Source organism: Falsihalocynthiibacter sp. CO-5D18 (genome assembly GCF_041205445.1).
Classification (GTDB): Bacteria; Pseudomonadota; Alphaproteobacteria; order Rhodobacterales; family Rhodobacteraceae; genus Falsihalocynthiibacter; species Falsihalocynthiibacter arcticus.
Window position 1 is genome coordinate 314,843 of the sequence record NZ_JBGFCF010000003.1, and the last position, 23,404, is coordinate 338,246.

The window sequence follows — 23,404 nt, forward strand, 5'->3', positions numbered from 1 at the left end:
TGCGCTGTGAAATAAGGTGATTAAAATGACGAAAAGCTATGTGACGACGCCCATCTATTACGTAAATGCGGCCCCTCATTTGGGACATGCGCATACGACCGTCATGTGCGACATCCTCATTCGCAACAGGAAAGCCAACGGGGTTGAAACGCGATTTTCGACGGGGTGCGATGAGCACGGCCAAAAGAACCAAGAGTCCGCCGAAAAGCTGGGCTTGCCCGTAGATGAATACCTTGATCTGCGCTCGGCGGAATTCAAGAAAGCGTTTGATTTGTTGAACGTGGATTACGACTATTTTGTCCGCACCAGCCGCCCGTTCCACAAAGAGCGCGTGGCCCAAATGGAGCAATCCATGATGGACGCGGGCTTGATCATCAAGAAGGAATATTCGGGGATTTACTGTAAGGGCTGCGAGCAGTTCAAGACGGATTCTGATCTGAATGAGGACGGGCAATGCCTTGACCACTCGAACCTTTTTGTCGAGGAAATCACTGAGGCGAATTACTTCTTTCCGATGGAGCCTTTCCGTCAACGCTTGTTGGATCACATCGCGGAAAATCCCGATTTTGTGCAGCCACAGAAGTTTTTGACCGAGCTTAAAAACATGCTCAAAGACCCGCTCGAAGATCTGTGTATTTCGCGGCCAAAATCGCGGGTTTCCCTTGGGGTCGAGTTGCCATTTGATTCCGATTATGTGACCTATGTTTGGTTTGATGCGCTGATCAACTACCTCACGAACTTGGGGTGGCCGGATAATAATTACCAAGACTACTGGGCCGAAGTTGAGCATGTTATTGGCAAGGATATCCTTAAAACACACGGGGTTTATTGGCCGATTATCCTTATGGGGATGGGCGAAACCCTTCCCAAGAAGCTCTCGGTACACGGGCATTGGCTGGGAAGTGGCGGCGTGAAAATGTCCAAGTCGCTTGGCAATGTTGTGGACCCGTTGGTTGTAGTTGAGAAGTTCGGCGCGGATGCGCTGCGCTATTATCTTGCGCGCCATATGCGGGCCGAAAACGACAGCCAGATTTCTGTGGAATTGATCCAGACCGCGTATAATGGCGAGTTGGGAAATAAGGTCGGAAACCTGCTGTCGCGGGCGGCTAAATTCGCCTCCGATCGGTTGGACGGCAAAGTGCCTGCGAAGGGGGCTTTGACGGCGGAAGATGACGCCGCACGGGCCGCAGCGATGAAGGCCGCACTTGGGTTTGCCAATGTGTTTAAGCTGGCGGAAATTTCGTCCCGCACCGAAGCTTTGATCGTGGCAGCAGACGAGTTGAATACCTATTTCACCGAGCAAGCGCCGTGGAAGTTGCTCAAAGATCCAGAAACTGAAGCGCGGGGACAGACTGTTTTGTATGTGACGCTTGATAGTTTGCGGGTGTTGCTGGAGGCCTTCCGTCAAATCATTCCTGTGTCGGCAGATAAAGCCTTGGCGATTTTGGATTGCCCGATTGAAGTGGGGCCTATTTGGACCCCGAAATTGGATCGCTTGCAGAGCGGTGCGCAGTTTGGGGAAGTTATTCCGCTGTTTCCGCGCATTGCCGATTGAGGCGATAAATGGTCGAAAGTTTAAAAAAGGGCGCCTCGAAAAGGCGCCCTTTTTAAATTCTTTAAAGTTTTTAAACTTCGGTTGAAACCATCCCGATGCGTGCCATTTCGACCCAATAGTCGGGGAATGTTTTTCCGACGCAATTTGGGTCTTGGATAATGATGCCCTCCACCCGAATGGCCGCGAGGGCGAAGCACATGGCGATGCGGTGATCGTTGAATGTGCGGATTTCGGTGGTTGCGGCATCGGGTTTGATGTCGGGTGCGCCGTTTACCAAAAGATCGTCGCCCTCGACGGTGGCCAAAGTGGCGTTGATTCGGGTGAGGCCTTCGCGGAGGGCTTCGACGCGGTCGCATTCTTTGACGCGTAGATTTTTCAATCCGATAAAGCGCACCGGTGTTTCGTTGAAGGCCGCCAAGACAGCCAATGTTGGGACGGCGTCTTGCATTTGAGAGCCGTCCACGACGGCGGGCATGTGGGGGAATTGGCGGATGACGTCGAGCGCTTTGGCATCGGGCTGGGCGGTTTCGCCTTCTTTGGTGTTGGAGATTGTGACCTCGCCCTTGGAAAGCGCGTCGGCAGCCCAAAGGTAGGTGCAGGCGGAGTAGTCGGGTTCGACCGCATAGTCGGGCGCGCGATAGTCGCCAGCGGGAACGATCCATTTGCCCGCGGGGTCGGTTTCGACGGTGACGCCAAATTCCTGCATGATGCGGGTTGTGACATCGAGGTAGCCTGCGCCGTCGAGGCCATTGGCGTTTTTGAGAGCGATTGTGAGGCCTTTTTCAAGGCGGGGTGCAATCATCATCAGGGCGGAGATATATTGGGTGGAGAGGCCAGCGTCGATTTCAACATCGGTGGCGAGGTTTTTGGCGCCACCGGTGAGGGTGACGGGGGGGCAGCCCGTGGCGCTTGAGGCGGTGAAGCCAAGGTCGTTGAGGGCGGAAATGAGGGGCTGGATGGGGCGGCGCTGCATGTCTTCGTCGCCGTTGAGGACGGTCGTGCCATCGGCCAAACAGGCAGCGGCGGTGAGGAAACGGGCGGTTGTGCCCGCGTTGCCGACGAAAATCTCGCCTTTTGGGGGGACGAGTTTGCCTGTGCTTTTGACGATGGTTTCGACGGGGTTCACGGCACTGACCGAGACACCGAAATCGCGCAGGGCTTGGGCCATAAGCTCGGAATCCTTGCTTACTAAACAGCCTGTGAGTTTGGTTTCGCCCACAGAGAGGGCGGCGAGCAAGAGGGCGCGGTTGGTGATGGATTTGGAACCGGGGACGGCGACGGAGCCTTTGAGGGTCTGGTCGTTGACGGACAAAAGGATCTTGGTGTCAGTAGAGGGGTGCGTCATTTGGAGATCCTTGCTGTTGGCGGTCATGCCTGTTTTACGCAGGCGTGCGCGGTGTCGCAACAGGGGATTCCGAGGCTGGGAGGTTTCAGCCTCGGAAAGATGTTGAGGGTTAGCGTGCGGCCCAAAGGGCGCCGCGTTCCATCAGGGTTTTCATCTCAGGGACGTTAAATTCATCCGCGATGTGGCCCAAGGCAGAATAGAAGACGCGGCCCTTGCCGAAGCGGCGTTTCCAAGCGACGGGCATGGTGACACCGTCGATTTCGTCAAAACGGCTGCCGTCGAATGTGGTGGTTGCGAGGACCTCAATCGAGGGGTCGATGTGCATGTAATATTGCTCGGAATGGTAGGCGAAATCGCTAAGACCTGCTGTGATCGGATCGTCGGTTTTGACGATTTGGATGGTGTAGTCGATGATATCGCCCGGATGGGCAACCCATTGGCCACCAGTCATAAATTGATAGTCTGGTTCGTTGCGGAAACTGTCGCACATGGTGCCGTGGAAGCCCGCAAGGCCCGACCCAGCGCGCACGGCGGCGAGGAGATTAGTGAGCTCTTCTTTCTCGATGGTCGACATGGTGATGACGGGCATGATGAGGTCAAAACGGCCCAAATTTGGGTCGGCAAAGGCTTCGGTTGAGGCATCCATGGTGACGTCGAAACCTGCGGCTTCGAGGGTGGATTTCATGACGTTTGCGCTGGCTTCGGGGGTGTGGCCTTCCCAGCCACCCCATACGATGAGGGCAGTTTTCTTGGACATTAGATTTTCCTTTTTAGAGGTGGCCAAAGGGCAATTGGTCGGAGAGAGCGGCGGGGCGGGAACATTGGTGTTTGAGGGAGATTCGGCGGCCCGTTTCGGCGGATTTTAGGATGGATTCCATCGCTTCGAGGACATGGATCGAGAGTTCGAGGCTGGCGCGGTGGGGGCGGCCGTCAAGGATGGCTTGGGCCATGTCCGCAAGGCCGATGACGCGGTAATTTCCGTCGCCGTATAGGTGGGATTGGGGGAGGGTTTCCCAGTCGCCTTTGCCTTTGCTGACCTGAATGTCGCCCTCAAAATGATTGGGGTCGGAGACGATCATGGAGCCTTTGGAGCCGTAGAGTTCGATGTGATTGTGATCGTGTTTCTGGACGTCAAAACTTGTGGTCAGGGTAACTTGGGCGCCGCAGGTGAAGCTGAGGATGGCGGAAATATGGGTTTCAACATCGACGTTGAAAACCTCGCCTTGGCGCGGGCCAGAGGCGATCTCGCGTTTGGCGTAGGAGGCTTTGGCGACGCCGGTGACGGCCTCGATGGAGCCGATCATGTTGATGAGGGCAGTGATGTAATAGGGGCCCATATCCATGAGGGGGCCGCCGCCGGTTTTGTAATAAAAGTCAGGATTTGGGTGCCATGCTTCGTGGCCGGGGCACATCATATAGCAGGAACCCGCGAGGGCCGCGCCGATGGTGCCTGCGTCGACGGCCTTGCGGGCGGTTTGGTGCGAGCCGCCAAGGAAGGTGTCGGGGGCGCAGCCCACGCGGAGGTTTTTGCGCTTGGCGAGGTCTGCGAGTTGGGTGGCCTCATTGACGTTAATGGCGAGGGGTTTTTCGGAGTAGGCGTGTTTACCTGCCTCAAGGATTTTGAGGCCCACGGGCACATGGTGTTGCGGGGTTGTGAGGTTGAGGATCAGCTCAATTTCGGGGTCGGCGAGCATATCGTCGACCGTAAGGGATTGAATTCCATAGGTTTCGGCCTTGGCGGAGGCTGCGTCCATATTGATGTCGGCGCAGGCCACGATGGACAGGACGGGGAATTGGGGTGCTGCTTTGAGATAGGCGTCGGAGATGTTTCCGCATCCGATAACGCCGACCTTGATGGTGTTTTTCATAGTGCCTCCTGCGCGATCCATGGCGCTTTGTAGAATTCCTTGAGCACAAGCGCTGTGGCCCCGAGCGCGACATGTTGCAGGTCTAGGGGCAGGAATTCGAGTTTTGTGGTTTGGAAATTATCTGTGGTCGCGTTGGCGCGAATGCTTGTGGTGATTTCCTCGGCATACTCGGCAAGGAACGGCGCACTCTCGCAGGTGGCGACCAAGGTGTCGGGGCTAAATAGGTTCACGACATGGGCGAGGGATTGGCCAAGGATATCGGCGAGGGTTTTTGCTTGGGAGGGCGCGAGGTTTGAGAGAATTTCGCCCGTCGTTTGCTGCGCGGGGAATGCTTTTGTTAGGGCGGATTTTGAGAGGTAGGCTTGGGCGCAATCGGTTTGGCCGCAGGCGCAAATTTGGGCTGTGCCGCGTATTTTTGTGTGGCCTAAGGCGGGTCTGAGTTTTGGGGTGTTTTGGGCAGAGTCGGGTGCGAGGAAGCACATCTCAACGACGTCATTGAGGACAACCACGGCGCAGCTTTTTTCAGCGCGGTCGTACCATTGTTTCTTGAGGGCGAGAAGCTCGGCGTGGTTTTCGAGGAAGATGGCGAGGCCGGTTTTCTCGTGAAGGGCTTGGGAGAGGCGTGGGGTGATTTTTGCGAAATCGGCGCCCTGGGCGCAGGCTCCTGAAATGGGGTCGATTAGGCCGGAAATGCCAAGGCAGAGGCCGTTGACTTTTCGGCTGTCGATATTTGCGGCGGCGCAGGCCTCAAGGAGGTGGGAGGCGATGAAATCAGTGAGAGCGTCGGGAGGTAAGTGCAAGAAATCCTTTGAGTGATGGGCCGTGAGGATGACATCGCCGCGAAAGTTGGCGAGGGTGAGGGTAAGGCCATTTTCCGTCAATGCGGCACCAAAAGCATAGGCCGCATCGGCAACGAGGGCCAAGTTTACGCGCGGGCGGCCACGGGAGGCTTCGTCGGTGTGGCTGACCTCGATGAGGCCCGTTTCAAGGAGGCCGCCAGTGATTGCGGAGACGGTTGTACGACTGAGTTGGGTGAGATTGGTGATTTCGACGCGGGAAATAACTTCGTGTTTTCGAATCGTCTCAAGGACGCTGAACTTGTTGATTTCGCGCATTAATAAGGGGTCTGAGATCTTGAGAACCATTCAGGAATCCATTTAGTTTGGAGTCCTGAATAAATATTTTTGGCGCATTTTTCAAGCAGAGTTTCAGCAGATTAGAGGCTGTCTGTGTCGAGATAGATCGGGAGGTGGTCGGAGGCCTTGCGGGTTGTGTCGGATGTGAACACGCGACATTCGGAGGAAACGACCTCACGCGAGACGACAAAACGGTCGAGGGGCAGTTTGGGGCGGGCGGTGTGAAAACTCGGCCCTGGTGTGAGGACGTCGAACTGTTTTTCAAAGACCTGACAGGCGGCACCGTGCAGGCGCCATTCGTTGAAATCACCAGCAAGAACGCAGGGAGTTCCCGTGGGCATACTCGCCATATAATCCGTCAGTGCGGCCGCTTGTTTTGCGCGCATTGTTGTTTGTAAGCCAAGGTGCGCGCCGATGACGCGGAAGGGTTTGGACCCTTTGGCTTGAAAAAGGGCGGAAACCGCACCGCGCGGTTCAAACGAGGGCAGGGGGACGCGCTCAAAGGAAAGGAGTTCGACGCTTGGCCCGTAGAGGATCGCATTGCCATGCCAGCCGACACTCAATGGGCGCTCGGCGATATCGACGAAGTCGTACTGAATTCTGTCTGGATCAACAGGCGAGGGGAGCGTGCCTTGTCGGGAACCTACTCGTTTGTCGACCTCTTGCAAAAGAACAATGTCGGCGGAAATTTCACGGAGAACTTTGAGAATTCGGTCGGGATCGCGCTTCCAGTCAAGGCCGACGGATTTGCGGATATTATAGCTGGCGATGCGCATTTTAAATCATTCGTCTTTGAAAGGTCGGCGTAATGGTGACGTATGACGGGGCGAAGCACAAGGTGTCAACACCCATGAAACGTTCCGAATTCAGCGAGTCTGCGTACGGCGCTGTAGGGGGGATTTAAGGCCGGTTTGATAGGAATGACCTCTGTCTGGGCCTTGTGCCTTTTGCTCTCAAAACAAGACCACCACCGTTTTTAAGGTGCTGTAGTGGGGTGTTTTGGGGCTGCGGATCCCGTGAATGTGGAAAGGGTTATTGATGAACAAAGCGATTACAGAGGGGCTGGTTTTTATGCCGCCGACATTTGCAAACGGGTTGGATGTTTGGTCCTCTCAGAATGGGACGGCGGGGTCGGATACATATGCGGGATCCGGAAATGCGGCCTATGTGCCCGCGGATCAGGATTTTGGCGGCTGTTTGGAATTGTTGAAAACGCAAACGACTCAACAGCTTCGCTGGATGGGTGAAACGCCGATGCTGCCTGGCTGTTATTTGCGCGTCACGGCGCGGGTGAAGGCAATCAGCGGGAATTTGCCTTCGGTTCAGATCGCGGGTTGGGCCGGTGGTGCTGGGGATGCCCATGTTGGGGGCGTTGTCGAAGTAGGACCGACTAAAGCGTTGACCTCCTATGGCGGTATCGTTGAGGTGTCTGCGATTGTCGGCACGGGCGCACGTTCGGGCGTTGATATGGCGTGGGGCATGGCGCCGTTATATGGCCACTTCGGGCTGAACCTGACGGGGGCCAACGGAGCCGTCGTGCGGATTGACGACATCAAAATCGAAGACGTCACCAGCGTGTTTCATCGCACAATGATGGATTGGGTTGATGTGAAGGATTACGGGGCGATTGGCGATGGCGTGACCAATGATGTCGCGGCGTTTGAAGCGGCGGATGCGGCGGCAAACGGGCGGGAGGTTTTGATCTCGGACGGGGTGTATTCCCTTCCGAGCAACGTGACGTTCCAAAATCGCGTGAGATTTCAAGGCTCGCTGACAATGCCCGTAGAGGCACGCCTTTCGTTGACGAAAAACTATAACCTTGGGGCCTATATCGCGGCCTTTGGCGGCGATGAAGTCCTTGCGTTTAAGAAGGCGCTTCAAGCTCTGTTTAATTATACCGACCATGAGTCGCTGGATATGCAGGGGCGCCGGATTGAACTGACGGAACCGATCGACGTTCAGGCGGTGGTTAGCAATATTTCGTCCTTTGCTGTGCGGCGGGTGATTAGAAATGGCCAGTTCAACGTTGTTTCTGGACCGAATTGGAATGATGTGGTGGTGACGTCCATTGCCTCTTATTCCACGGGTAATTCTAATGAGCTCACAAGTGTCGCCAATATTGCGAATATTCAGGTTGGATCGCTGGTTCAGGGCGCGGGTGTGGGGCGTGAAATCTATGTAAAGGCGGTGAATGTCGGGGCGCAAAAGCTGACGTTGAGCCAGCCTCTTTTTGCGGCGGCGGGCACCCAGAACTACACCTTCAGGCGGTTTAAATATGTGCTTGATTTCAGTGGCTTCTCGGGATTGGACAAGTTCGTACTGTCGGATATTGAATTTCAATGCGCGGGGACGGCGAGCGCGATTTTGCTGGCGCCGGACGGATTGACGTTCCAAGTGCGGGATTGCTTTATTACTAAGCCGAAAAATCGCGGGATCACCTCGCCGGGGACGGGATGTCAGGGGATGCTGATTGATCGCTGCCAATTCCTGTCCAATGAACAGAGCACCCGATCACAAGACCGGTCGTCTGTGGCCATCAACGTCAATTCCAACGACTCTAAAATTCGCGATAATCGCGCGGTAAAATTTGGTACTTTTGGCGTTTGGAACGGCACAGGGCACCTATTTTCTGGCAACCATTGGTTCCAAGGCGATGGCGAAACGGACGGTATTCGCAAGGCGGGTCTGGTGTTCACAACTGCTAACCCCAAGGCGACGGTGGTTGGGAATTATGTTGATAACAACTTTATCGAAATCACAAATGAGCATGATTCCTCGCCCGATTTTAACAACGAATTTGCCTTTGGTGGACTGACGATCACGGGGAATATTTTCACGGTAAATGACGTTGCACCGTGGTTCCATTGGATCGTTATCAAGCCTTACGGGGCGGGGCATTATCTCTCAGGGCTGAATGTTTCTGGCAATGTTTTCAGATCGTTGAACGGAAATATTGACCGTGTTGACCATGTAGATGAAACCTATGCAGGGCTTGATATGAATTCGGCGCGCAATGTTATTGTGCAGGGGAACACCTTTAATTTGGTGAACCAGCCGATTTATAATCCCCTGACCTTTAAGCACGTGGAGAATTCGGATTCGGCGAGTTGGGTGGTTTCGACGGAGTCGCATCTTCCCTTTGGGGGCATGACCAAATCGATGGTCGGCCTTGTGCCGGATGGCAAAATTCTGCGCGCGTCCAACACCCATGTGACGGAATTCCCGTACTGCGCCCTCAAGCAAGGCGCGGATCAGGACGAGGTTCGCGTTAAGTGGTCGCAGGCCTGTCGCGGTACCGTTCATTTGACGGTGCGGATGGATAATCCCGTGTAAAAAAGAAAAGCGGGGGTGCGGAAACGTGCCCCCTTTTTGAATTTGGCGTTTTTTCTTCTATCAGCTAGGCTGAAAGGAGAGGAGGACATTTATGCCAATTATTTCCGTCGCCGCCCCCGTTCAAACGGTCATCACTACTTTTGAAATGACCCCGGGTACCTGTCAGGATTTGCTCGACGCACTGACCGACGCCTATGAGGTTTTTATCAGCAAACAACCCGGATTTATTGGGGCTGGGTTGCATGTGAATGATGCGCAAACGCGGATTGCCAATTACTCGCAATGGACGCGGCGCGAGGATTTTCAAGCGATGCTGCGCACGGAGGAAATGCGGGCTCGTAATCGCGCGATTAGCGACCTTTGCAAGAGTTTCGAGCCCGTTATGTATGAGGTGTCAGCAGTTTTTTAACTCTATTCAGGATACTGTGCTTGGCATTGGGCAATCCATGCAGCGGAGGCATCTTGGAGGGAGGATAGTTTGATCTTGAGATCGGCTAGAATGCGCTTTTGTTCGGCGACATCGATTGTTTGCGGAGTTTCTACCGTGCGAGTGTAGGTTTGTGGGCAGGCATAGGCGCGCCGATTCCCGTAATAACAGGTTTCGTAAACCGTGTAGGGCAAATAGGAAATGTCGATGGCATAGCCGCGCGCGATGTTTAACTCGGTTTGTTCCGCCAGAATTGCAACCGTTTGGTACTCGCGCGTGGCGCCGTTGATACAACGTTGCTGTGGCGTGGCGCAGGCAACCAAAACCATTAAGCCCGCGAGCGTTGCCGCCAATCTCAGGTGATTGCTTCTGGGATGAACACGCAAGGCTTTCTCCAATCGGGCCAAATATTCAACGAGGTTAGTCGGTTTTAACGCGCGAGAGAAGCCCTCCCTTTCTAGAACTTAGCTTCGGATTTGCCGCGATAAGCGCGGGTGCCGCTTTTGCCTGCCGTGCTGCGACCACGTTTGTTGTTTGCCGTTTCGCTTGCCGCTTCAATCGCGGATTGGCGGGCCATGGGATCGTTAGAAACGGCAAGTTCGACCGCTTCCAAGCGCCGAACCTCGTCGCGCAAACGCGCCGCTTCCTCGAACTCCAAATTCTCGGCAGCTTTGCGCATATCCACCCGCAAACCGTCGAGATGCGCGGATAGATTCGCTCCAAACAACGGTTTTTCGATGACGGCGGTGACGCGGTTCATGTCGACGTCGCCTTTGTAGAGACCCGAAAGAACATCCTCGACGTTTTTCTTGATGGTTGTCGGGGTGATGCCGTTTGCCAGATTGTGGGCGATTTGCTTGTCGCGCCGCCTGTCAGTCTCGCCAATCGCGCGCTCCATGCTTCCGGTGATACGATCCGCATACATGATGACGCGGCCCTCGGCGTTACGCGCGGCACGGCCAATGGTTTGGATCAGCGAGGTTTCGCTGCGCAAAAAGCCTTCTTTGTCGGCGTCGAGAATGGCGACAAGGCCACATTCCGGAATGTCCAAACCCTCGCGCAGAAGGTTGATGCCGATCAGTACATCAAAGGCCCCTAGGCGCAGGTCGCGGAGGATTTCGATGCGCTCAAGGGTATCAATATCACTGTGCATATAGCGCACTTTGATGCCCTGTTCATGCAGGTATTCCGTTAGATCTTCGGCCATGCGTTTGGTCAAGGTTGTGACCAAAACGCGATAGCCCCCCGCGGTTACTTTGCGGACTTCGTCAAGAAGATCATCAACTTGGGTGGTGACAGGGCGGATTTCAATGATGGGGTCGAGCAGCCCCGTTGGTCGGATGATTTGCTCGGCAAAGACGCCGCCCGCTTGCTCCATTTCCCATTTTGACGGGGTCGCGGAAACGAAGATCGATTGGCTGCGCATGGCGTCCCATTCCTCGAATTTGAGGGGGCGGTTGTCCATACAGCTGGGGAGGCGGAAACCGTGTTCCGACAGCGTGCTTTTGCGACGAAAGTCGCCTTTATACATGCCGCCGATTTGGGGCACGGAAACGTGGCTCTCGTCGGCAAAAACGATGGCATTATCGGGGATATATTCAAAAAGGGTGGGGGGCGGCTCGCCCGGGGCGCGGCCCGTGAGATAGCGCGAATAGTTTTCGATCCCGTTGCAAAACCCCTGTGCCTCGATCATTTCAAGGTCGAATTTCGTGCGTTGCTCGATGCGCTGGGCTTCGAGAAGTTTGCCTTCGCTCTCGAATTGTTTCAAACGAATCGCGAGTTCGGATTTGATTGATTTGATCGCCTGAAGCAGGGTCGGGCGGGGGGTCACATAGTGCGAATTCGCATAGACGCGAACCTTTTCGAGCACATCTGTACGCTCACCCGTGAGCGTGTCGAACTCGGTGATTCCCTCAAGTTCGTCGCCAAAGAAGGAAAATCGCCAGCCGCGATCTTCGAGGTGACTTGGCCATATTTCGAGGCTGTCGCCGCGCACGCGAAAAGTTCCGCGCGAGAATCCCGCGTCGTTGCGTTTGTATTGTTGCGCAATGAAGCCGGCCATGATTTCGCGCTGGACATAGGTTTCGCCAGCGACCAAATCCTGCGTCATTTCGGTATAGGTTTCAGGGCTCCCGATGCCATAGATACAGGAGACGGAGGCCACGATAATGACGTCATCGCGTTCGAGGAGGGCGCGTGTCGCCGAGTGGCGCATGCGGTCGATCTGTTCGTTGATCTGGCTCTCTTTTTCGATGAAGGTATCGGAGCGGGCAACATAGGCTTCGGGCTGGTAATAGTCGTAAAATGAAACGAAATATTCGACGGCGTTGTCGGGAAAAAAGCCTTTGAATTCAGCATAAAGCTGGGCTGCGAGGGTTTTATTGGGCGCAAGAATGATGGCGGGGCGTTGGGTCGCCTCGATCACCTTTGCCATCGTAAAAGTTTTGCCCGTACCCGTGGCCCCCAGCAGGACTTGGCTCTGCTCACCGGAGTTTATTCCGTCAACCAGCTCCCGAATGGCAGTTGGCTGATCGCCTGCGGGTGAGAATTCCGAACTCAGCACAAATCGCTTGCCGCCTTCGAGTTTTTTGCGGCCGTTTGGGTTTTGTGGGGTCTGTGGGACGTTCATGAATCAGTTCCTTATTCGCCCACAGATTTGATCACTTTTTGTTCCACTTCAAGGGGGCGGAGGGGGATTTTCGTGCATTTGTTAATAATGTGTTACGTGTTTAGGTTGAATTTTATGCAAAGCAATGCAACTTAAGCGAGTTTTTTACTTGCTTGGGGTAATTCTGGTGCGTAGGTTAACCAAGTAAGCAGCAGAAATGATTGTCGATCTAAGCGCACCCACCCACCCCACCCACCCCGCTCCCAGTTTAGGTCGACAATCTACTTCCCCCCCCCAAGAGAAGATAATTATCATGATGTCGCGCACCTTAACGTGCGTTCATACTTGCAATGCGGGCTGTTTCCTTGCGATAAGACTTCAAGTTTTTCAGGAGACCGCCATGCGCGCCCGTATCTATCAGCCAACCAGAAATGCCATGCAGTCGGGCATGGGAAAATCTAAAGTCTGGGTTCTTGAGTTTGCGCAAGCTTCCGCGCGTGACGTAGACCCATTGATGGGGTGGACAAGCTCCGATGATATGCAGAGCCAAGTTCGGCTTCGGTTCGACAGCAAGGATGCGGCGCTAGAATACGCGCGCGCCAATGGCATTGAGGCGAGTGTTCAAGAGCCAAAAACACGCAAGCCAGTTATCCGTGCAGGCGGCTACGGCGAAAATTTCGCAACGAATCGTCGGGGCGCTTGGACGCATTAAGTCGCGCTGGCGTGAGCCCTCGAACATGGTGGGGCCGTTCCATTTCCAAAAAGATGGGCTGTGTAAACTGAAAATTGCGCATAGTGCGGGGTTTTCCGCTTGAAATTCATGCCCGTCAGGCTATGAAAAGCAAATAGGTGCATCTCGCACCGAACAATGTGGTCCCATAGCTCAACTGGATAGAGCACCTGCCTTCTAAGCAGGGGGTTTCAGGTTCGATTCCTGATGGGATCACCATTTAGCCATTTAATTTGCTACCCATTGGACATAAGCGTACAAGCCGCAATCAAGAAGTTTGTTTATTGCTCCTTTTATCGAATTTTGACTTTAGGTGCATTATCGCGAGCTGGTTGCATCAATGTGCATCGCTCCATTTCGCTTTTTTGGCACGCTTGGTCTGGCGTCAGATCGTGTCAGCAGTCGCCTAAAAACAGATTCGACGTCTTCGCGGAGGTGACGAGCCCCGTAGCCTTGCCATTTTTGAGTATGGTTTTTACTGAGTTTGGATTGCGCCTAGATTTGTAAACGCTTTCCTAGTCGCGCCTCTTATTCCTGACTAGCGTTTTCAAGTCAGAGCAATCATGGAACATTTTATGCGTCAACTCCGTGGCATTCCTCCCTGATTAGAAAGACCATTTATTGCTATTTTGTTCGTGCGGACAGGGAGGGATACCGGTGGCCTAGAACGTTGAAGACGGTGGATTTTTGACCCACGTTGATTTTAATTTGCGGCCATCCGAGATCAGAATCTTGCGCAATGCATCCGCTAAAAGCGCTTTCGAGATATTTACGGACACTCGTTGTCGGCTGGGAAAGTGTTCTATCTGCAATATGCCATTTTCATCAAATTTCATTTTTCGCCGTCTAAAATCGCCGGTCTCTAAGAAATCTGCCAAGGCATCTGGTTGATGTTTCCCCAAGGTTAACCTTACCCCTTTCGTAGCAGAGAATAGCGAGCGGTCAGGTTCAATTCTGAGTAACTCACCTGATAGAATGTGAGATAGGGACAAGCGGCAGGTTTTGAATTCCCCGAACCCCATTCAACGGCTTATTCACATCGCGTACTCGCGCTAACAAAAGTTGGACCTTATACAAAACTTGAGGTTCCCCAATTGAAAGCAATTCAGCGTCATTCAAGTCGGGAGGCGTGAGCTTCAATTGTATTTGCGATCCCTTTACATTTGATAGCTTGGCTTTCTGACCCGTTTTGTATTTGTGATAAATCTTGTGCGCTGGCGTCATTTCATTGCCACCTGATTTATGGCCCGTGTCAGGTTTTACAAATTTTACAGGCCTCAATGTACGAAATTGCGGGCAGTACTTCCTATTTAGTTGTAATTCACCCCGTAAGGGATGTTTTATAGAAACTTCACCCTTTATCTTTACAAATATTTGACAAATATAACAGAGGCATTTACAAATTAGGGAAGGCGCATCTGCGTCACAAGATTTTAAAGGGCTGCACGATATGAAAGAAACTGACGCTGAACTCCACGAAATATTGATGAAAGTCAGTACGGCGACTCTGACAACAGCTATGTTTAAGCGTGGCTTTAAAAATATTTACATCCAAAATATTCATCGTATGAACCCGGGTCCGAATATGGTCGGATACGCTTATACGCTGCGCTATATTCCAGCGCGTGAGGACTTGGACGGGTTGGAAACTTTCGCCGATCCCCAAAATCCACAGCGCAAAGGAGTCGAAGAATGCCCAGAAGGCGCGGTATTCGTGATCGACTCGCGGGGTGACGCGAGTGCCGCTTCCGCAGGTGGCATATTGGCGACTCGACTAAGCGTTCTTGGTTGTGCAGGCATTGTGACCGACGGGGGATTTCGCGATGCCCCCGAGATATCGCGGATGTCGATGCCTGCCTATCACAAGCAGCCAAGTGCTCCAACGAACTTGACCAAGCATCACGCAATTGGCATTAACGAACCAATTGCTTGCGGTGGGGTTTCGGTGTTCCCAGGAGATATTCTCGTGGGGGATAACGAGGGCGTGGTCGTGCTGCCCAAGCATATTGCCCATGAGGTCGCAAACGAGGCAATAGAGATGACTGCATTTGAGGATTTTGTGCTTGAGCGTGTTCAGGCGGGCGCATCAACCTTCGGACTATATCCGCCGACGGATCCGGCAACAAAGGACTTATACTCAGCGTGGCGAGAAAAGAACAATCGATAGCAGAGATCGACAGTAATACGGCATTTAGAACTGCGGGACGTCCCGTCAGGGATCGAACCCTTTCGGATCGTGCCTACGAACGCATTGTCTCGATGATTGTTTTAGGCGAGTTCGCGGTCGGGGTTAAATTACCGACGGAACATGTTCTTAGTGAGAGTCTTGAGGTGAGTCGGCCAGTTCTGCGGCAGGCTTTAAAGCAATTGCGCGAAGACGGTTTGATCGTGTCGCGGCAAGGGTCGGGATCTTACGTTCAGCGCCGCCCCGACGGCTCAGTGTTGGATTTTGCACCCGTCGGATCGATTGCGGATATCCAAAGAACTTTCGAATTTCGGGCCGCCATCGAAGGGGAGGCCGCGTTTCTTGCGGCCAACCGGCGCACTGATCGGGATTTGCAAAAACTTCAAACGGCCTACGACGAACTTGACCGATGTGTGCAGGCAAACGAGCTTGGCGTGGATGCCGACGAGGCTTTTCATGCAGCAATTTGTGAAGCAGCAGACAATCAATATTTCACCTCGGCACGGAATTCCATGAAGGCGAATATCCTCACGGGCATGAATCTTACGCGCAACCTCTCGCTGACAATGCCCGCCTCGCGCCTTGAATTGGTACAGGGCGAGCACTTGGCCATTCTGAAAGCGATTAAGGTGTCGGATGCCGAGGCTGCGCGTTTAGCAATGCGAGTGCATGTTGAAAATGCGCGAAAACGCGTTTTTGACGGCGCTTAGGAAGGTACTTTGGTTAGGCCGTGGGCTTCGAGGAAATCATCGCGACAAGGCGTGAAGGCATCCATCAAAACACCCCCTTCGAGGCAGAGGCATTCATGCATCGCTAGCGACGGAATGAGAAGCGAGTCGCCAGCTTCCAAAATGTGTGTTTTCCCCTCAAGGGTGAATTGGAACTTCCCCGAAGCCACAACGGTTGTTTGAGTGTGGGGGTGATTGTGGAGTGCACCGAGGCCCTCTTTGGCAAAGCGGAACTCAACCATCATAAGGTCATCGTTATAGCAAAGAATACGACGTTCGGCCCCCGGTCCTGATATCATCCAGTCGGAGGGGGCGTTAATATTTTGCGTCATGATGCGCCTTTGATTAGAGGAAAATTGATGTTTATTTGTAAAATCACATGCGGATGGTGTCAACGCGTCTTCGCAACACACCACGGCGTTTGAGCCGCAATCAAACGTGCCGCGCTGTGAAATTCAAACGCACTACTCTCGGTACAGGTGGACTTCCTGCTTGTTTAGCAATTCTCATCTGGTACCGATGTGCCAACACCGTGCGGATATTTGCGCGGCGAAATGCAATAGACTATGCCAAGGAGGGCGAGAATTATGTTGATGGGTAAACACCTTATTGCCGGAGAATGGGTCGAAGGCGAAGGCGTCTTTGAAAACACACCTGTTTCTGGCGTTGCGGATAAGTTTTCCGTTGGATCGGCTGAATTGGTTGATCGCGCCGCACGTGCCGCAGAAGAGGCCTTTGTTGAATATGGCGTCTCTACACGGGCGTTCCGTGCGAAGTTCCTTCGCGAAATCGCGGATCAAATTGATGCACGCGGCGAAGCAATTACGGCAATGGGAACCAAAGAAACGGGCCTTCCCGAAGGTCGCTTGAATGGCGAACGTGGTCGCACGGTTGGGCAACTTCGCCTCTTTGCAGACCATATCGAAAAAGGCGATTATCTGGATCGCCGTTTTGATGCGGCTCTTCCAGATCGCGAGCCGCTTCCTCGTCCTGAGATTCGCATGATGCAACGTCCTATCGGACCTGTTTCTGTTTTCGGCGCTTCCAACTTCCCGCTCGCGTTCTCCACGGCTGGTGGCGATACGGCGGCGGCGCTCGCTGCTGGGTGTTCTGTTGTTGTAAAAGGCCACTCTGCCCACCCCGGTGTGTCGGATATTGTGGCGCAAGCCATTCATGCGGCGATCGAAATTTGCGGTGTGCACCCCGGTGTGTTTAGCCAAATTCAGGGCGGAAATCGCGCTGTTGGTCAGGCCTGTGTTCAACATCCACTGATCAAAGCTGTTGGTTTTACAGGCTCACTTGGTGGTGGCCGTGCCTTATTTGATCTTTGTGCGGCGCGTCCAGAACCCATTCCGTTCTTTGGGGAATTGGGCTCGGTTAACCCGATGTTCATGCTGCCACATGCAGTGAAAACCAAGGGCGCGACGCTTGGCGCTGGCTGGGCTGCCTCCCTTACGATGGGCGCAGGACAGTTCTGTACCAACCCCGGAATCGCGGTTGTTTTGGAAGGTGACGAGGGCGCAGCTTTTGTCCACGCGGCGCAAGTTGCCCTCAAGCAAGTCGGCGCACAAACCATGCTGACGGACGGAATCGCAGCGGCCTATCATTCAGGTCGTGACCGTATTGCAGGCTCGCAAGGCGTTCAAACGCTGCTCACCACGACATGTGATTTGCGCAACGCGACGCCCTATCTGTACCAAACCACGGCGTCCGAATGGCTCGCGAATGAAGAACTTGGCGAAGAGGTCTTTGGCCCCTTGGGTCTTGTTGTCGTTGCCAAAGATGAAGCCGAAATGCTCGCGGTTGCGAAAAGCCTCGTTGGGCAGCTCACATGTACGTTGCACATGGATGACGAAGATGCGCCATTGGCCCGTCAGTTGCTCCCGATCCTTGAGCGCAAAGCTGGTCGTGTCTTGGCCAATGGCTTCCCGACTGGCGTAGAAGTTTGTGACACAATGGTGCACGGCGGACCTTATCCTGCATCCACGAACTTTGGCGCGACATCGGTTGGAACCCTTTCTATCCGTCGTTTCTTGCGTCCTGTAAGCTATCAAAACATTCCGGTTAGCCTTCTTCCGGCTGATTTCTCTTAAGAAAAAGCGTTCCTATTTGAACGCGAAGGGCCTGCATTCTTGTGGGCCCTTTTTGATTCGCGCGTTGAAAGAGTTCCAAATCGATTCCAATGAGCCTTACTGCCTCCCATCTTGGCGCAATTTTCCAATTGTTTTTGTGCACTAAAGTTTGGTGACATTTTAAATGCCTGTTTTTAAAAGACTTAAAATTACGTTGTGAGATATTTGTCCTGTTGCTTTTACAACTTTTTACAAATATGTTAATTTTAATGTAAATCAGGATTTGGGAGGATCCCTCATGACGACATCTATTAATAAAATTTGGGCAGGCGCCGTAGGCGTTGCAATGGCTTTTGGTGCGACTGGCACAATGGCAAAAGACCTGCGCGGCTGGAATATCCACGTCGAAGACTACCCTGTGTCCTATGGCATGGAAGCCTTTATCGCAGAAGTTTCAGAAGCGACGGCTGGCGAAGTCAGTGGCAAAGTCTACCACGGCGGCGTCCTCGGAAGCCAACCGGATGCGATCGAGCAGCTTCGCCTTGGCGCGCTTGATTTCGGCGTATTCAGCCTCGGTCCGATGGGCCAAGCTGTGCCAGAAGCAAACGTTGTTTCGCTTCCCTTCATCTTTAAATCCATCCCTCAAATGTATGAGTTGATGGACGGCGCTGTTGGCGATGCTATCGACGCGGGCATGCAGAAAAAAGGTATCAAAGCTCTGGCCTTCTATGACGCTGGCGCACGTTCTTTCTATAACTCAATCCAGCCTGTGAACGTTCCTGCGGACGTTGAAGGCATGAAAGTTCGCGTTATGAACAACGATTTGTTCGTTGGAATGATCGAATCTTTGGGCGGCAACGCGACACCAATGGCCTTTGCTGAAGTGTATCAGTCGATCAAAACGGGCGTTGTCGACGGTGCGGAAAACAACCCACCATCCTACGAATCCACAAACCACTTCCAAGTTGCGAAATTCTACTCGTTGTCCGAGCACTTGATCATTCCTGAGTGCCTTTGCATGAGCTTGAAAACTTGGGAAGGCTTCACGCCAGAGCAGCAAGTCATTGTAAAAGCAGCAGCGATGGATTCTGCGAAACTACAGCGTGAATTGTGGCAGGCCCGTGAAGCGGCTTCGATGGAAAAAGTTGTCGCAGGTGGTGTTCTTGTGAACACAATCGAAGATAAAGCCGCGTTTCAAGCCGCAATGGCTCCGGTCTACGACCAGTACCTCGCTGCCAGCCCAGATATGGCGGGTCTCGTTGAGATGATCCAAGCTGCGGATTAATCTGCACGATATCAAAGAGTCGCGCCGCCCTTGCATCTAGGTCGGCGCGTTTTTTTTATGGGAGATGAAAATGAGCGAGCAGCGGAAATGGACGGATAACCTCATCCGTTTCAACAACACTCTCAGTAAAATATGCATTGTCACAGGCGCGATTGCCGTCACTGTGATGGTTCTCACCTTCGGCTGGTTGGTCTTTGGCCGCTATGTTTTGAACGTCACGCCGACATGGGTTGAGCAACTGGCCCTTGTGTTGATTTGTTATATTACGTTCCTTGGGGCCGCTGCGGGCATTCACACAAGAAGCCACCTTGGCGTCACCCTGTTTCGCGATATGTCTCCGCCCAAAGTTCAAGTTTTTCTGCTTATCTTAAGCGATCTCATTGTGGCGGGGCTTGGCTTGGCAATGTTCATATATAGCGTCAAACTTACGATTTTCGGCTGGTCGACATTGCTTCCCATGCTGAATGTTCCCGAAGGGATACGCACAGGCTCCGCCGTTTTCTGTGGGGCGCTTGTTTTTCTCTTTTCCGCATCGCGTCTTTTGATCATGGTTTGTGACCCCGAAAAACGCGCAGCTTATCTCTCCGAGGGGTTAGAATAATGGAATATGGTTTGCTCATCCTTTTGGGCGTATTTTTTGGGGGCGTGATTATTGGCATGCCGGTCGCTTTTGCCATGGGCGCGGCGGCATTGGGCGCGTTTTGGTTTGAAGGGTTCCCCCTTGTCACCACATTCCAGCGCACGATTTCGGGCGTCGCCAGCTTCCCCCTCCTTGCCATTCCGTTCTTTGTCCTTGCAGGCGAAGTGATGATGCACGGCGGTATCGCGATCCGGTTGGTGCGTTTTGCCTCTACGCTTGTTGGGCACGTGCGGGGCGGTTTGGCCTCGGTGAATATCTTTTCCTCCATGCTGTTTGGAGGAATTTCGGGATCAGCGATTGCGGATATTTCGGCGCTGGGTTCGATCCTTATCCCTGTGATGAAAGAGCGCGGCTATCGCCCAGACTATGCGGTTAACGTGACGGTCACCTCGTCGATTGCGGGTATCGTTATCCCGCCCAGCCACAACATGATTATTCTCGCGGTCGCTTCTGGTGGGGTAATTGCGGTGGATAAGCTCTTTTTGGCCGGTGTTATTCCCGGTATTCTGATGTGCGTGTGTTTGGCCATTGCCGCCTATGTTATCGCGATCAAACATAAATATCCCGCTGAACCTTTCCCCGGTTGGGGCGAAGTTGCCCGCACGGGGGCTGTTGCGATCCCGGGTCTGTTTACCGCAGTTATCATTATCGGTGGTGTTCTTGGTGGTGTGTTTACCGTTACGGAATCTGGAGCTTTCGGCGCGATCTATGCCCTCGTTTTGACGGGGCTGATCTATCGCTCGCTGAGTTATGCGGGCCTGAAAACTTCGGTTGTGAGCACGGTTAAAACTACGTCGATGGTGATGATCCTCATCGGTTTTGCCTCGGCCTTTGCCTATCTTCTGGCGCTCTATCAGGTGCCGATGAAGCTTAGTGACTTATTGCTCGCGATCTCTGACAACAAAATCGTCATTCTGATCATGATCAACATTATCCTGCTTGTTTTGGGCATGATCATGGATATGGCAGCGTTGATTTTGATTTGCACACCGATCTTTTTGCCCATCGCCCGCGACTTGGGAATGGACCCTACGCAATTTGGCATCATGATGCTGGTGAACTTGGGTCTCGGCCTTTGCACACCGCCCGTTGGCACCTGTCTCTTTGTGGGATGTGCCGTGGGTAAAATCAAAATCGAAGAATGTCTAAAGACGATCTGGCCGTTTTATATCGCAATTTTGGCCGCGTTGATTTTGATTACCTATGTGCCGTCGTTCTCGCTGTTTCTCCCGTCTTTGATGGAGTGACGCGCGAACATTAAAAAACGGGTCGCACCAGAAATGGTTGCGGCCCGTTGGCGTTTTTAGGCGTGGGTCACCCTAGTCCCATTCAACACCGAATTCGCGCACCAGCCCTTGAATTTGCGCCTCGCTCAGAAGATTTGGCGTCATGCCGCGTGTCAGTAACGCGAGCTTGGCGGTTTCTTCCAATTCTTCCATCGCGTTGGCTGCGGCCTCAAGGTCCTTGCCAGCGACCACAGGGCCGTGATGGGCCAAAACGACGGCGCTGCGCTTGCCTGCGAGCCCACGGATGGCACCGCCCATCGCGGGATCACCGGGCATGAAATACGGCAGTAGGGCCACTTTCCCAAGGCGCATGACCCCGTAGGCCGTGATGGGCGGTAACATGTTGTCAGGGTCGGTGTCGGGCAGGGTAGAAAGCGCCACCGAGTGGCAGGAGTGCAAATGAACGATCGCCCCCGCCTTCGCGCCGCGTGTGTCATAGAAGGCCTCATGGAGGGCCATTTCCTTCGTTGGCTTGTCCCCGCCGATATGGCTCAATTGCGCATTAAAACGCGAAAGTCGCGCAGGATCAAGGCGGCCAAAACAACTCCCCGTTGGCGTAACCAAAAGCCCGCCATCCTCGGTGCGCGCGGAAATATTGCCACTGGCCCCACTGGTTAAGCCACGATCAAAAAGCGATTTGGCAATGGTGCAAATATCTTCGCGTAAGCGCGTTTCTGGTGTCATGTCTGCCTCGTGGGGTTATTTTGGAGTATCAAAATGGGCCAGAACCGCATCTGCGGTCGTTTTATTCACAGCCAAGTTCGTGTCATACAGAATCGCAAGCCGCAGCAATGATTTCACGTCAACATCGTGGGGTAGGGCCGAGAGAGGATCGACAAAAAACACAAGCCCGTCGAGCCTTTCCTCCGCGATCATGGCGCCAAGCTGCGCATCGCCCCCCAAAGGGCCGCTTTTGAGGAGAGTGATGTCCAGCCCCAGTTCCGTATGCAGCCGCCCCCCCGTGGTCCCTGTGGCAAATAGGCGATGCTTAGACAGCTCCGCTACCCGTGGGCGCGCCCATTCGATCAGCGCGTCTTTCATGCCGTCATGGGCCACAAGGGCGAGAGATTTTTGGTGGGCGGGCATCCTATGCTCCTGAAAAATATTCGGTTGCCTTTGGGTAAGACCCCTAGCGCGCCCTGTCAATAAATCGCGTGTTTTCAAGAAGCGCCTGTGCGTGCGCACCCTGTGTGAGAGGGGACAGGCTACGAGACAACGTCTTCGCTTTCTGGATCACTCCAACCGTTATTGTTCGGGGTATTGGTTCCGAGGTAAAATTTTGGGTGTTAAGCATTTTTCTCAACGCCGCCGCAAAAACAGTTCGAAGCTTTGTGCACCCCTAAAATAAAGAGAGATCTAACGATAGCAAATTTTAAAAATACTATGGTGGAGCCTAACGGAGCCGTGTTGTAGGCGAAATATCCAAATTTTTTCAGATGGTTGTTCGCCGAGTGTGTTCTTGTCCGGTACACGTTACTGTAACGCTTTTGGGTGAGGTCTGTCCACACTGGCAAGCGGTAAGGCCTGTTTGTAATCAGCGGGCGCTGGGAGGATTAATGGACGTCATTGTAGTGATGGCTGAAGATCGCGTGTACTTTGGGTTTCCGTGTCCTCTTCATTTATTACGCATAGGTTTGCCCGCACGGCATGGCTTCTAGGACTAGGGTGTATGCAAGCAAAGCGCTGTGGGGTATTAACGGGCACCACCGTAGAGAGAGGTGGTCGCGGAATTTCGGACCAGTTGTTAAGGTGGATCGCACGATGAGAGAAGTGATCCAGAATGAAAAAACGAAAGAACCATTCGCCAGAGTTCAAAGCCAAGGTCGCGCTTGAAGCAATCCGCGAGGAGATGACGCTTGCGGAGTTGCCCAAGAAGTATGGTGTTCACCCGACCTAGATCGGCACGTGGAAGCGTGCAGCGATAGAAAACATGACGACGGCTTTTACGCGCCGAGGTGCTGCCCCGGAACAGGTGAGCGCGGCTGAAGTCGACAAATTGCATTCGAAGATCGGTCAGCTTGTGCCTCTCGGGGTGTAAACACCCCTGCCGGCCAATGGATGGAGCGGGATTTTTTGGCCGATGCCTCGGACCAGTTGCTCGGGACGCGAGGCAAAAAATGGTGAGCCAGGATCATAAACTAAGCATGCGTCGGCAATGCGCATTGCTGACGTTAACGCGATCTAATTTGTACTATGAACCGAAGGG

Annotated in this window: 21 protein-coding genes and 1 tRNA gene; 12 read left to right on the forward strand and 10 right to left on the reverse strand. The window is 53.4% G+C overall.

The features are described from left to right. Positions 1-25 precede the first annotated feature (25 nt). Positions 26-1,555: a methionine--tRNA ligase gene (metG, locus tag AB9F27_RS06310; RefSeq protein WP_335584152.1), complete on the forward strand. Its 1,530-nt coding sequence runs from the start codon at positions 26-28 to the stop codon at positions 1,553-1,555. A gap of 70 nt (positions 1,556-1,625) precedes the next feature. On the opposite strand, the gene AB9F27_RS06315 is transcribed toward metG, so the two are convergent. The 5 genes from AB9F27_RS06315 to AB9F27_RS06335 all read right to left on the reverse strand — a co-directional run bounded on the left by AB9F27_RS06315 (position 1,626) and on the right by AB9F27_RS06335 (position 6,680). Then, the gene (locus AB9F27_RS06315) at positions 1,626-2,900 is read right to left on the reverse strand and encodes a 3-phosphoshikimate 1-carboxyvinyltransferase (protein WP_335584151.1); all 1,275 of its coding nucleotides are present in this window, start codon (positions 2,898-2,900) and stop codon (positions 1,626-1,628) included. 109 nt (positions 2,901-3,009) lie between these two features. Further along, on the reverse strand, positions 3,010-3,657 hold the full coding sequence (locus tag AB9F27_RS06320; protein ID WP_335584150.1) for a ThuA domain-containing protein: 648 nt from the start codon (positions 3,655-3,657) through the stop codon (positions 3,010-3,012). A 13-nt stretch (positions 3,658-3,670) separates the two neighbouring features. Continuing rightward, positions 3,671-4,768 carry a Gfo/Idh/MocA family oxidoreductase gene (locus AB9F27_RS06325; RefSeq protein WP_335584149.1) on the reverse strand — a complete coding sequence of 366 codons (1,098 nt, stop codon included), beginning with the start codon at positions 4,766-4,768 and terminating at the stop codon, positions 3,671-3,673. Further along, on the reverse strand, positions 4,765-5,913 hold the full coding sequence (locus tag AB9F27_RS06330) for an ROK family transcriptional regulator (RefSeq protein WP_335584148.1): 1,149 nt from the start codon (positions 5,911-5,913) through the stop codon (positions 4,765-4,767). The genes AB9F27_RS06325 and AB9F27_RS06330 overlap by 4 nt, the downstream gene beginning before the upstream one ends. A gap of 71 nt (positions 5,914-5,984) precedes the next feature. Then, on the reverse strand, positions 5,985-6,680 hold the full coding sequence (locus AB9F27_RS06335) for an endonuclease/exonuclease/phosphatase family protein (RefSeq protein ID WP_335584147.1): 696 nt from the start codon (positions 6,678-6,680) through the stop codon (positions 5,985-5,987). Between the two features lie 262 nt (positions 6,681-6,942). On the opposite strand from AB9F27_RS06335, the gene AB9F27_RS06340 reads away from it, so the two are divergent. Further along, a complete protein-coding gene (locus tag AB9F27_RS06340; RefSeq protein ID WP_335584146.1) occupies positions 6,943-9,237 on the forward strand; it encodes a glycosyl hydrolase family 28-related protein in 2,295 nt (764 codons plus the stop codon). A 91-nt stretch (positions 9,238-9,328) separates the two neighbouring features. Continuing rightward, a complete protein-coding gene (locus AB9F27_RS06345) occupies positions 9,329-9,646 on the forward strand; it encodes an antibiotic biosynthesis monooxygenase (RefSeq protein ID WP_039001987.1) in 318 nt (105 codons plus the stop codon). A gap of 2 nt (positions 9,647-9,648) precedes the next feature. Here the strand turns inward: AB9F27_RS06345 and AB9F27_RS06350 are convergent, their stop codons facing one another. Then, a complete protein-coding gene (locus tag AB9F27_RS06350) occupies positions 9,649-10,050 on the reverse strand; it encodes a hypothetical protein (RefSeq protein ID WP_335584145.1) in 402 nt (133 codons plus the stop codon). A 71-nt stretch (positions 10,051-10,121) separates the two neighbouring features. Next, the gene (gene uvrB / locus AB9F27_RS06355) at positions 10,122-12,293 is read right to left on the reverse strand and encodes an excinuclease ABC subunit UvrB (RefSeq protein ID WP_335584144.1); all 2,172 of its coding nucleotides are present in this window, start codon (positions 12,291-12,293) and stop codon (positions 10,122-10,124) included. A gap of 379 nt (positions 12,294-12,672) precedes the next feature. Between uvrB and AB9F27_RS06360 the strand changes: the two genes are divergently transcribed. The 4 genes from AB9F27_RS06360 to AB9F27_RS06375 all read left to right on the forward strand — a co-directional run bounded on the left by AB9F27_RS06360 (position 12,673) and on the right by AB9F27_RS06375 (position 15,897). After that, positions 12,673-12,984: an ETC complex I subunit gene (locus tag AB9F27_RS06360; protein ID WP_039001989.1), complete on the forward strand. Its 312-nt coding sequence runs from the start codon at positions 12,673-12,675 to the stop codon at positions 12,982-12,984. A gap of 160 nt (positions 12,985-13,144) precedes the next feature. Next, positions 13,145-13,221, forward strand: a tRNA-Arg gene (locus AB9F27_RS06365). A gap of 1,231 nt (positions 13,222-14,452) precedes the next feature. Then, positions 14,453-15,169, forward strand: coding sequence for a ribonuclease activity regulator RraA (locus AB9F27_RS06370; RefSeq protein ID WP_039001445.1), 717 nt, complete (start codon positions 14,453-14,455; stop codon positions 15,167-15,169). After that, the gene (locus AB9F27_RS06375) at positions 15,145-15,897 is read left to right on the forward strand and encodes a FadR/GntR family transcriptional regulator (protein ID WP_335584143.1); all 753 of its coding nucleotides are present in this window, start codon (positions 15,145-15,147) and stop codon (positions 15,895-15,897) included. Before AB9F27_RS06370 ends, AB9F27_RS06375 begins: the two co-directional genes overlap by 25 nt. On the opposite strand, the gene AB9F27_RS06380 is transcribed toward AB9F27_RS06375, so the two are convergent. After that, positions 15,894-16,247, reverse strand: a complete 354-nt coding sequence (locus tag AB9F27_RS06380) for a cupin domain-containing protein (RefSeq protein WP_335584142.1) — start codon at positions 16,245-16,247, stop codon at positions 15,894-15,896. The two genes, AB9F27_RS06375 and AB9F27_RS06380, sit on opposite strands and share 4 nt — an antisense overlap. Positions 16,248-16,502: 255 nt before the next feature. On the opposite strand from AB9F27_RS06380, the gene AB9F27_RS06385 reads away from it, so the two are divergent. The 4 genes from AB9F27_RS06385 (at position 16,503) to AB9F27_RS06400 (ending at position 21,159) form a co-directional block, all read left to right on the forward strand. Next, positions 16,503-18,008: an aldehyde dehydrogenase (NADP(+)) gene (locus AB9F27_RS06385; protein WP_335584141.1), complete on the forward strand. Its 1,506-nt coding sequence runs from the start codon at positions 16,503-16,505 to the stop codon at positions 18,006-18,008. A gap of 277 nt (positions 18,009-18,285) precedes the next feature. Then, the gene (locus AB9F27_RS06390; RefSeq protein WP_369757608.1) at positions 18,286-19,272 is read left to right on the forward strand and encodes a TRAP transporter substrate-binding protein; all 987 of its coding nucleotides are present in this window, start codon (positions 18,286-18,288) and stop codon (positions 19,270-19,272) included. Positions 19,273-19,342: 70 nt separating this feature from the next. Further along, positions 19,343-19,873, forward strand: coding sequence for a TRAP transporter small permease (locus tag AB9F27_RS06395; RefSeq protein ID WP_039001441.1), 531 nt, complete (start codon positions 19,343-19,345; stop codon positions 19,871-19,873). Continuing rightward, complete coding sequence (locus AB9F27_RS06400; protein WP_335584139.1) at positions 19,873-21,159, forward strand: TRAP transporter large permease; 1,287 nt, start codon at positions 19,873-19,875, stop codon at positions 21,157-21,159. The genes AB9F27_RS06395 and AB9F27_RS06400 overlap by 1 nt, the downstream gene beginning before the upstream one ends. Positions 21,160-21,231: 72 nt before the next feature. Here the strand turns inward: AB9F27_RS06400 and AB9F27_RS06405 are convergent, their stop codons facing one another. Continuing rightward, the gene (locus AB9F27_RS06405; protein ID WP_335584138.1) at positions 21,232-21,882 is read right to left on the reverse strand and encodes an aldolase; all 651 of its coding nucleotides are present in this window, start codon (positions 21,880-21,882) and stop codon (positions 21,232-21,234) included. A 15-nt stretch (positions 21,883-21,897) separates the two neighbouring features. After that, positions 21,898-22,284, reverse strand: a complete 387-nt coding sequence (locus AB9F27_RS06410; RefSeq protein ID WP_039001438.1) for a methylglyoxal synthase — start codon at positions 22,282-22,284, stop codon at positions 21,898-21,900. 694 nt (positions 22,285-22,978) lie between these two features. Between AB9F27_RS06410 and AB9F27_RS06415 the strand changes: the two genes are divergently transcribed. Continuing rightward, positions 22,979-23,095, forward strand: a complete 117-nt coding sequence (locus tag AB9F27_RS06415) for a transposase (protein WP_369757609.1) — start codon at positions 22,979-22,981, stop codon at positions 23,093-23,095. The last annotated feature ends 309 nt before the right edge of the window (positions 23,096-23,404 follow it).